Consider the following 1321-nt stretch of genomic DNA (forward strand, 5'->3'; position numbering starts at 1 on the left):
CCCAAAATCGCCAATGCAAACTGCGGCTTATAATCCCTAAAATAGGGCTTAAAGCGCGATAGTAAAGTCTTAAAGCCGTTCAAATGCTATCCTTTTTTATAAAATTTTTAAAATTTAAAATCCAAAAATTCATGAAATTTCAAAATTCTTGAAATTTTAAAATTTAAAATCTCAAAAATTCTGAAATTTTAAAATTCCTTAAAATTTCAGAATTTCGGCTGCGAGGTGGCGCGAAATTTACGAGGCAGCGCGGGACTAATTTGCGCTTCGCAAGCTCGCTAAATCTGCTGCTTGCATGCGGCGATCGTGCGGACGACGCCGAGATTTAGCTTTTTTATTTGCTACTTTCGAAGCGTAAAGCGCTTTAAAATGGCTTTTGCGCATCGCAGAGCGGTTTTTACATTACCATTTTTAAAGCGCAAAGCGCCTTAAAAGCGAGCGAGTTTTTATTTATTACGATTTCTCGGCACTTTTTGTACGCCATTTTAAGTGGTAAATGCTTTGAGGCGTCATAAAGCGCTACAAAGTGCCATTATACATCGTGTGTATCGCGACTTCACAACGGCGCGCCGCATTGCGCTTTCATGCTACCGCGCCTTCAAAAAAATCACGCTAAATTTACGCACAAGCGCTGCATTGCTGTTTCTGCACTGTACCCATTCGCATCGCCACATGCTGCCGATAAAAATTGCGATTCACGCGGCGTTATTTCGCTGCACTGCAACAGCAACACCACCGATAAAAATCACGCTTTCATCATCGCGTCGACAGCGCCTACGAATGAAAATTGCGATCCGCCTTGTGTCTTCGCCGCCACATCGCCATATCATCGTATCGCCAAATAAAAATTGCGCCGAAATATGCACGACCGCCGTAGCGCTACCATTGCACCGCCGAATGAAATCGCGCTAAAATTTATGCGCGAATTGGCGTTCGGACTTACGTCTCGCATAGTAAAAATCATAAAATTTTACGATAAATTTTACGTTTTATTCCGCTGCGACCTCCCAAACGGTGCCGCTAGGCGTATCCATTACTTCGATCTTCATATCAGCAAGGCGCGCCCTGATGGCATCCGCGCGCGCAAAGTCCTTTTCCGCCTTCGCCTGCGCGCGCTGTTTTATCAGCTCCTCGATCTGCGCTCTTTGCTCCGCGTTCACGCCGAAGCGAAAGTATTCGGTCTCATCCTCATATAAAATTCCAAGGGTCTGCTTCGCAAACTCCAAATTTGCGGCGATCTGAACCTTTAGCGCCTTGTCTTTGGGTGCGCGATCTAGCGCTTCGTTCGCGCTTGCTACGAAGCTATCAAGCACCGCAAGCG

General features: G+C 45.6%; 1 pseudogene. It reads right to left on the bottom strand.

Annotated elements, in window-relative coordinates:
* Positions 1 to 989: 989 nt before the first annotated feature.
* Positions 990 to 1321 (bottom strand): annotated as a pseudogene (locus tag Q0257_RS03275) (cysteine--tRNA ligase); the annotation flags it as partial.

It is taken from the genome of uncultured Campylobacter sp., from assembly GCF_938018035.1.
Classification (GTDB): Bacteria; Campylobacterota; Campylobacteria; order Campylobacterales; family Campylobacteraceae; genus Campylobacter_B.